Origin of the sequence: uncultured Shewanella sp. (assembly GCF_947495455.1) — a bacterium.
GTDB lineage: Bacteria > Pseudomonadota > Gammaproteobacteria > Enterobacterales > Shewanellaceae > Shewanella.
Map to the genome: position 1 here is coordinate 18,522 of NZ_CANLZC010000077.1, position 9,876 is coordinate 28,397.

The 9,876-nt window shown below is 43.6% G+C and carries 4 protein-coding genes; all 4 read right to left on the reverse strand.

Features of this window, described 5'->3' with window-relative positions; all coding sequences use genetic code 11:
- Positions 1-16: 16 nt before the first annotated feature.
- Positions 17-5,932, reverse strand: coding sequence for an RHS repeat-associated core domain-containing protein (locus Q0791_RS17705; RefSeq protein WP_299009186.1), 5,916 nt, complete (start codon positions 5,930-5,932; stop codon positions 17-19).
- Between the two features lie 235 nt (positions 5,933-6,167).
- Positions 6,168-7,118: a DUF4123 domain-containing protein gene (locus tag Q0791_RS17710; protein ID WP_299009188.1), complete on the reverse strand. Its 951-nt coding sequence runs from the start codon at positions 7,116-7,118 to the stop codon at positions 6,168-6,170.
- A 271-nt stretch (positions 7,119-7,389) separates the two neighbouring features.
- Positions 7,390-8,844: a M81 family metallopeptidase gene (locus Q0791_RS17715; protein WP_299009190.1), complete on the reverse strand. Its 1,455-nt coding sequence runs from the start codon at positions 8,842-8,844 to the stop codon at positions 7,390-7,392.
- 632 nt (positions 8,845-9,476) lie between these two features.
- Positions 9,477-9,818, reverse strand: coding sequence for a hypothetical protein (locus Q0791_RS17720; RefSeq protein ID WP_299009235.1), 342 nt, complete (start codon positions 9,816-9,818; stop codon positions 9,477-9,479).
- Positions 9,819-9,876: the final 58 nt, after the last annotated feature.

Here is a 9,876-nt window from a genome sequence, read left to right on the forward strand (position 1 = left end):
ACTTACCGTTAAAAAATTATGGTATATCAAGAGCATTTTTCCTCGCGGACATTTGATCACTATATACCATAAAGTTTACATCTCTCCCTGCACTTTTAGATAAATTTTTAGATAAATCATTAACTTTTAAATCTGACATCAATTCATCATTCAATGGCCCAACTCTACTACCACCTTTAACTTTAAAACCTTTTTTAGGACCAATTAAACTAGCTTGCTTAAACAACTCCTCATCTACAATTGCTATATCAAAATCACTTACTCTGCCTGAATCAAAAATATCGCCAGCCTTTCCCCCTTTACTTGTAACAGCTTTAAAGCCAGTCACAGAACTTCCTTGAAATAAGGGTACTGCATTAGGGTAACCAGCATCTGCAAGCCCTTTTCGTAATTCTTTTGAAAAATCTTCAAACTCTTTTGCCGATTGAAAACCATAAGGCACTGCATAGCCATCATCCGTAAATAACCTTTTTGGTAAAGGATCACCCTTAAACTTATTTTTCACCATCCCCTTATGCGCTTCAACCTCAGCAAGCCCCAAGGGATCCACCCATTCCATGGGGTTGTGCACATAAGAGCTAGGTCTAAGACCACCCCCCATACCTATAGGATCGGGGGTTAGGTACTGACAGCTATCGGAATCGTAATAGCGATGGCGATTATAATACAAACCCGTCTCGTTATCATACACTTGACCTTGGTATCTGAGGTCGCAGTTAACTGGATCATTTGCCGCTTGTTCCAAATATTGACGTTCGGGTAAACGACTATTTGATACTGAGTTGAATTCGCCCCAGAGGTGTTGCTTGCCGCGCCATTCTACATGTCCGTCCTCGGAGCATAACTCTCTAGGCGATCCTGCATGGTCGTTAATAATGTAGTGTAATTGCGGTTCGAGTTTGCCTTGATTCAAAGCAGTTTCTTTGATCACTCTCTGCGCCAGTGGACGGAAACTATCCGGCTCGTAGATCCACTGCGTGGTATCGTACAGGGTACCATCGGCATAGCGGCGCTGCTGTTCGATGAGGTTATCGCCGTCCCAGAGATACTGGATTTTCTCAGGTTGATTAGCTCGTTTATTGTCAGCTTCTCGGCTCTGCTGCTTACCCTCCTGTTTTATTTTAGCCACACGCCTACCGAAAGCGTCATACTGATAGAACCAGATATCGCCATTGGGCACTGTTGCGCGAATGAGCCTGTCTTCTTCGTCCCATTCAAATTTTGTGACTTGGGGGCGAAAGCCTTTTTTATTCGTGACTTTCTCAAATACTCGGCCGCAGACATCGTAATGGTAAGTGTGAGGGCCGATGCGCTCGACGCGGCCGCCTTTTTGGTACTTAAGCTGTTTTTCTATCCGCTTAGCGGCAAAATCAATAATATTGCTCTTTGGCCTTGCCAATGGATTGGCCGCTTTCACTTGCGCCGCATAATTGCTGGCATGCGCACTGGCATTAGACAGGTCAAGCTGACTGACGGCGGTAAGGTTTTGCACTTCGTCGTAATCAAACTGCTTGATCTCTTGACCTTTAAGAACCGCTGAGGGCTCTTTACTGGCTGAGGACTCTCCATACGCTGAGGGCTCTCCATACGCTGAAGGCTCTGCTTTATCATTTATCCAAGGTTGAACTTGCTTTTGGTGGGTGATTTGGCCGTTAGCATTGTGCTTAAACTGGCTTAGTCCCCAATGAGATTCATCGATTTCGGTAATGCGCGCCAACGCATCGTACTGATAGCTTCGCTGCAGCGCTTGAAAAGAATCAGGTCGAATGGGCCCTTTTAGATCGGCACCGCGACTTAAGGTGTCATTTGTACTGTGCTTATGTTGATAGCCGATGAGTTGCTGACTGAGTAAATCGCCACCTAGACTCCACTCTTGGGCTAAATCAAAACCTTGGCCATTGGAGCGAAACGTCTCTAACCCTTGACTGTTACGGGCAAATTGCAGGGCTTGGTGTTCGCTAATTTGAACCCCTGTGAGCAAACCTTGCTGATAATCGAACTGCACTTGGTAGGGGCTGGCTGTAGCTAAGGGCCGCTCAGGGCTGTTTGTTAAAAGCCGCTCAGGGCTGTCGTTTTCTAAGGGTCGCTCTAAACTATTAATAGCGACACGCTCACCCGCGGCATCGTATTCACTGTTAAGAGCTTGATCGTTAATAGTTTCTTTAATGCGGCGACCACTTAAATCATATTCATATTCCACCACCACCTTATTCGCTGAGCCACCATCAGGAGTCGATACAGTTTTACGGCGACTGTCATCCACTGTGGCCTTGATAAGCTGGGACGCGGCGTCGTATTCAAAATAGGTATTGGACGCCACAATATAACGCGGTTTTTCAACTGTTTCTTGACCATTATGCGCACCGCTAGGCTGTTTGGCGGACGATGGTTTATCGTTTAGCGGCTTTGCCAAAGCAAAGGCTTGTTTTTGAATGAGGCGGCCAAGATTGTCGTAATAAAATCGCAACTGCGCGCCATCGGGCGTAGTACGCTTCGCCACACGGCCAAGTTCATCGTAGGCAAATTGGGTTTTGCGGCCATCAAAGTGGCGCTCCTCAATAATTTGCCCCGCTTCGTTGTATTGGTAACGCCATTGATCTTTTTGGCTATTAATGACCCCCGAGAATTGCCCATCGCCGTTGTACATGTACACAGTGCGATGCCCTAAAGGATCGGTACTCACCTTTAACATATCAAAGGCGCCGTATTCATAACCGTATATTTGCCCTAGCGGATCGATAACTTTGGTGAGATTGCCTTCAATATCGTATTCAAAGCGCTGCTCTGTGCCATCTTCGAAAACCACTTTTTCCGGTGCGAGTGACGTATTTTGATATTGCCAGCGCCTGACGAGTGTCTGGTTTTCTTGACTATTACTGTCAAAAGGCTTTTCATTAAAAGACGTTGAGGGCGCTTTCTTAAAAGACGTTGAAGACTCTTTATTAAGAGAAGCTAAGGGCTCTTTATTATCAGACGCTGAAGGCTTTTGATTGAAAGAAGCTGAGGGCTTTTGATTAAAAGACGCTAAAGGCTCTTGATTAAAAGAAGCTAAAGGCTCTTGATTGAGAGAAGCTGGGGGCTCTTGATTAAAAGAAGCTGAAGGCTTTTGATTGAGAGAAGCTGAGGGCTCTTTATTAGAAGACGCGACATAAGTGCGGCGCTCAATGAGGCGACCTAAAGTGTCGTAATGAAACCCCAGTTTATGGCCTAACGGCGGTAATATGAACTCGATTTGACCTTGAGCGGTATAACTAAATTGAGTTTGCAGACCATCGGGACTGGTGCGTGAGATAAGCTGGCCAGTTTGATTATAGCCATAATGCCAAGCTGCCCCTAAAGGATCCTGCGCCTTAAGTAAATTACCTTGGGCGTCATAATCATATTGCCAAGTTGCCCCTAAGGGGTTGATGACGCTGGTCAATAAGCCAGCGTCATTGTAAATGTACTCCTGCTCACTGCCATCGGGAGCGATAACCTTAGTGACTTGTCCCCAGTCATCATAAGTGTACTGGGTGGTCTCACCTAGGGCATTGGTTTCACTCACCAGCTGATTATCTTGCCACTCTGATAAGGTAACATAGCCATTGGCATCGATATGTTTGACAATATTATTACGCTCATCCCGATAAAAACACTCAATGCCTTTTAGCGCACTCTTATAGAAAATGACCTTGTTAGCATCGTCATAACGGGTTTGATCTTGCCAGCGGCCATCACTGCCTCGCGTGCTTAAAGTACGGCCTTGTTCATCATAAGTGTGCTCAATCCAGGTTTTGTCTAAGTCTGACCAACGCAATAGATTGTCTTGATGGTCGTACTCATAATCAAAATTCTTACCCGCATCCCCTCTGACCTTAACTAATTGCCCAGCGCGGTTATAGCTAAACTTTGCCAATGTTTTAACAGGATTTTTGTTGGCATCACATAAGGTCAGCGCCTCGATACGGCCTTTATGTAATTCAACCTTAACGCCTTGCCGACTAGCATTGGAATTAGCACTGGAATTAGCACTGGAATTAGCACTGAGATTAGCACTCAAGTGGATCCACTTGAGTTTTGTGCGCTCATAAATAAACTGCAATCCATTACCATTGGCGTCGCTAATGTCCGTGAGCAACAAGGTGCTTTTAGCTGCACTTTGAACATCACTCTTATCGGCGCTCTTATCATTAGTTTTATCAACACCCTTATCAACACTCTTATCAACAAGAGAAGGATTAAAGCCCGAGTGATTAAAGCCATAAACAGTGCCATCGAGATGGCGCATATATAAGCGCCCTTTTAATCGCTCAAGACGCCACTGAGGCATATGCGGTGCTCGCTCTGAGCCGCCCTCATCGGGCAAAACATAATGGGCCTCACCGCCTTTATCGTCGGTAAATACCACCATGCCATCGAAAAGGGTTAACGTCATATCCCAATTACTGCGCCAAGTGCGGCCCAATAACCCAGGAATTGTCTTCTTGCCTGAATGATAAAAACGTTTATGAATCAATGGCACTAAGCCTTGTAGGGTAAAGTCGGTGCGCCACTCTAGCGCATGTCCCGTGGCCATATCCACAGGATCCCCCCTCATTTCAGTGCCTTCCTCTGCCACAGCATTATCATTATGCTGTTTAACTTTATCTTTTTTCTGCACCACTTCTGTGGTGTTTTTATTAACGTCCGCTTTACCCGCATTGACAGGCGCTAACGGATCTTTAGTGCCTTTAGGCCTTGGGGTGCCGCTGAGTTTAGTGAAGATTTTTTCGATAAATTCATCGACCTTACTCGCTATCCAATCGAGCATTTCATCGACTTTTTTCGACAAACTCTCCATAGCTTTTATCATGCCATCAAAGCCATCTTTTAATAGTCTGACAATCCAGTTACTTTTGGCGGCGTTATTGAGGGCTTTTTTTAAACCAGCAATGATTTGATTGAGTAGATCCAGCGCTTTTTGACCATATTCTTTAATTTTGCTGGCAAAGCCGGTTAAAAACTTCACCAAATTGCCATTGGATAATGCCCGCAGCGCTTTAATGCCTTTTTGAATGGCTTTATTGTCGCTCTTTTGCAGAGCATTAATAATGGTTTTACCTGTCTTTTTAAGGGCATCGCCTAAACCTGGCACAAAGCCGATAATGGCTAAAGTGCCCATGGCCCAATGCAGAGGATCGCTGCGGCTGGCCTCTTGGCTGTAGGTCGTCCACCCCCACTGACCCACATCATATAAATCCATGGCTTGACCCACCACAGGCACAAATCCAAGCGCGATTTCGCAAAACAATAAAATAGCCGAATTATCATTAGCATCACTGCTCACCTCGGCGGGCAAGCTAGTATGAATTTTATTGATCGATTGCCTTAAGGCTAAACTACCGTCGTTGATCTCCTCATTAAGCTCCCAAAAACGTTCATAAGCGGGCTCGTATTCATCGGGAATGTTTAAAAATAGGCTAGTGTCATCCACATCGACCTTGTTATTATTACTGTCATCGGCATCGTAAACGATATAACCTTTATTTTGTAAAATAACGAATAAGCTAAAATATTCCCCCGCCAACGCCGCATAAGCAGGGTTAGCCTGCAATACCGGATTATTGATTTCAGTCTCGGGCGCCTTAAACTCGTCACTCCCCTCTTCAAGCAATACATCAAAGCTGCCGCAACCCATGTCTTCAATGAGGCACAAGCCCTTATCATCGGTTTTTCCCGTCACTTTAGTGTTATTGCTGTCGGTGAGCTCAAAAGGGGCATTAGGCACAGGCTTGCCATCGTCATAATGATAATAAATCAGCGCACTGCAGCCACACTCAGTGCAACCGCCGGATAAGGTATTATTGGTGCTGAAATTTTTCTTTGCCGCTTCAGAGCTAGAGATCAGTTCCGCTTTTTTATTTTGGCTATTGTTTGCGCTACTGTTTTGATTGTTATTATTATCACTGCCCATACTGACGCATTTCCTTTCAATTATGTTGGCTTACCTGCTCATTGGTTTTTAAGACCATCTTTTTGGCTATTGCTTTAACTATTGCTTTAACTATTGCATTGACTATTGCATTGACTATGACTGCGACTGCTCATGATTGCCTGTCTATGATAACGGCATATGATGACGGCATATGATGACACCTTACTTTCCACTGCTTTGGCTTACACTTTCGTGCCGATTAACTCAGCTGCTTTTAACTGATCTGCGCCATGGCCGCTTCATGTAATTTATCCATTTTACTCACTGCGCCTCGTTGCTTATCTTGTTTAAGCACCGACTTCGCCCAAGGCTGCTCAACAAAGTCTTGGCCAAATACCACAGACAAGCTTAAAAAACGCACTTTATCTTGAGGGTTATTAAAATCATGCTGAGTGGCAATATTCAATTGTTGCTCAATAAAGCTCAGCATTTGCTTATCATGCCACTCTTTGGTTTCACTGTGATATTGGTGCAAATGCCCTTGATATGCTTGGTACTGCTCTTTTTTCATCATTTGTGCAAGCGCCACTTGCTGAGGTTGACTCAATGTTCTTGGCCACTGAGTCTCATCTTCAACGGGCTGTTTATTGAATGCTTGCAGCGATTGCCACGGAACAGATTTACCCTTGCTGTCTACCTCTTGCTGCGCATGCTCAGGCCCCATATACATAACGCTGTCAATTTGACCAAAAAAAGCGGATAACGCTTTCTCATCGCTAGACTGCAATAAAGTGGATAGCACTTGCCAGTCTGATAAACGCAAGACTTGTTGACCGTCATGAGTGTCAACAACTGTCCATTGACGCAAATGGTTCAATAAGGCATTAAATTGCTGAGCGGAGGTTAAGGCATCTTGCTGCTTATCAAGCTTGATTGCGATTCCCCAGCCCTCTTGATAACACACTTCTTCTTCGATTTGTTGCCAGTTATTTAGGCTTACTGGCAATAAATAGGGTGAAATCGATCCATGAATGCGACCCGCCTCCCCCCAATACAAGCGACACTTTTCACTGCCATTATTCACCAGTGCATCTGCGATACTGGGGATCCACTCATTGAGCACAGCTTCTGCTAAAATAAAGCAGCCTCCCTGCTTGACGCTTTCCAGCCAATACTCATGACTATGGCTTGCCGTGAGTAATAGTGGATTATCGATTGTATCCATATAAAAATTCACCCTTTTTATACACCTGCTTCTCTTTAAAGGCTTAATGCATTCATACTCAACCTTTAATAAACAAAAAACCTTTGCCAAACAGCAAACTTCTACCAAACAACAAATCAATAAGCAGTTTACATGCCAAAGTCTATCTTAATGATTTATAAGTACTTGTTAAAAAACAAGCGGAAGAACCGGGCAATTAATTGCCCAAAACGAGCAATAACTTGCCCAGCGGGCAATAAATTGCTCAAAGGGATTGGCGAGAAATACGCATTTAGCGAATGGGATTAACACTGCGTTTGATGTTTCGATAAGCCAGCTGAGTAAAATTTAAATTAGCCGTACCTGGAGTATTGACCGTTAAAATATGCTCACTGATGGTTTGAAATGACCCTCTGAAATGATGTGATGATTTTACTATGAGGATTTTTTTGCGCCGAGGATCGATCCCCATATTAGAAAAACACTCAATGGATGAACTTTGCCAACGCTTATTATTAATGACAATATCCACCCCTTGGCAACGTACCGCCACCGCCTCGCCGCAGCTTATCTTAGCCTCTCCCAAATACACCATTAAATTAGGAACAATACTGATCACCTCAGCTTGAGCTAGATACAATGGCTTTCCAGAATAAGGGCCCTTACCACCAAGGTGAATATCAACTTTTTGGCCCACTCCAGCCAATTTTAACACCTTCACGGCTTCAGGATCATACAGAGGTGATAAGGCGACATTGGTTATTTCACGTTCAAACACAGCTTGCAATATAAAGGTCGAATCTCCTAAGGCACCGACACCAGTATTGTCGGCGGTATCGGCTAATACCACAGGTTGGTTAGTATCCATTGCCATGGCCTCAATTAACGCCGCGTTAACATCATAGGCCTTAGGGCTAATCTTTCCTTTAAGTGATTGTAAATGAATGGCCAATTGCTCTGCAATTTGCTCACCCACTTCTGGCTTATCATTGGTGATCACTAATACTTTAGTACCCAGATCAGCCACATCCCCCCAAGGAAAACCATGAATAAGGGAAATCGATAGAACATCAGCTTGCGTCTCTTCCCAATGCCTCATCTTAGCATTGACGCTTTTCATGGGCTCAATAAGGGTTGGGTAAAGATCTATCATGTGGCAATCAAGCACCGACATTACAGGTTTAATGCTATGGTTAAAATAACCTTGCATCAAATCAAAAAGCTCAGCGGCTCGCTCATGATAATCCGTATGGGGATATTCCTTCATACTGATCAATACATTTGCATTATCCACCATAGCCTGCGTAAGGTGCGTATGAGGATCGAGCTCTACACCGATAAACACCTCATTGCCAACAATGCGCCGAATACGAGATAAAATATCCCCTTCACAGTCATCACAATGATCCGCCACCATAGCGCCATGTAGATATAAGATCACGCCATCGACCCCTTGAGCATTAGCCAAATCCGCTAATATTTTATCTCTGAATGTTTCATAGGTCGATTGCGTTAGCCGCCCACCAGGGCAAGCCCCAGTGGCTAGACTTTCAATATAATGCCAACCCGCCTGTTGCGTCAGCGCCTCAAAGGTCTTTAAGGGTTGAGCATAATAATGCTCGCCATTACCACTCAGGTATTGTCCATTATCACGGTAATAACAGGTTTTAAAATCTTGCTCTGTCGTCGAAATAGGGGAAAAGGTATTCACCTCACATAGGAAACTTGCCGCAAAAATCGTTTTCATTCTACACAGCCTTAGATTCATTCAGCGTTATTTAAGCCTAGTAATTCCACTAAGTTTTAGCAAAAGCACTTAATTGCCACTGCTTGCCCCTTCTTGACTCATTCATGCCAATAAATCACCTAAAAGCTCAACCCATTCCATGGCCCATAGGGTGTAAGTATTAGCTGAACATAAGCACTTGCCTTAACCCACCCGCTATGCCTATAGGATCGGGGGATAAATACTGGCAGCGATTAATAAAGTAATACAGCGGATCATAATAGCGGTGGCGATTGACTCTTTACTCAAACGAATGAGCCCATCTCACCATCATAAACTTGGCCCACTTCTTTATAATAAAGAGACGCAGATCACAAAAAACGGAATCATTAGCGGCTTGTTCAAGGTATGAGCAATCAAGAAATTAAAAGGGCTTAAAGCCCTTTTTTATGAGTGCCAATAACTTACTTAAAAATTTTAAACTTTTCAGGATAAGTAATCGTTAAACGTTCTCGGGCTGTATCAACAGTAATATTTTGACACTGGCATTCTGCCAAAATGTTGCTGCATAGATTCAACTATATCCCCACAAATGCTGCATTCGTAGAAAATTGATTTACCCGCAGGGTATCCCTATTTATGACTCATAATTTTCAGTTTTTAGTACACACATTGGGATGCAATACCTTTCTATTGGATTTAATCAATTCATCTCCCCAATGATTAAATGCCGCTTTATAGGCCACTTCAAAGAAAAAACGAGGATCTTCAATATCCCATTCAAAAGGTAAGCAAAAATATTCATCCTCCTCATCAAAAATGATCCCCTCAAAATCATATTCAGGATCATTCAATGCATCAGCAAGCATTTTTAAAACCACATCTTTATGATCAATACTATACCCCTCAATACTCGGGCCAGAAAATAATTTCTCACTAAAAAGGAACAGTAAATCTTTTTCAATATTAGGATTAAACCTTAAAGATCCCCTCATATTTTTATTCTAAATAATCCCGAAGACATTGCGATAAATAAGATGGTTCTTCATATAA

Coding starts and splice junctions, on each gene's coding strand:
- Q0791_RS17705 (WP_299009186.1), bottom strand. CDS start 5,932: ATGGGCAGTGATAATAATAACAATCAAAACAGTAGCGCAAACAATAGC.
- Q0791_RS17710 (WP_299009188.1), bottom strand. CDS start 7,118: ATGGATACAATCGATAATCCACTATTACTCACGGCAAGCCATAGTCAT.
- Q0791_RS17715 (WP_299009190.1), bottom strand. CDS start 8,844: ATGAAAACGATTTTTGCGGCAAGTTTCCTATGTGAGGTGAATACCTTT.
- Q0791_RS17720 (WP_299009235.1), bottom strand. CDS start 9,818: ATGAGGGGATCTTTAAGGTTTAATCCTAATATTGAAAAAGATTTACTG.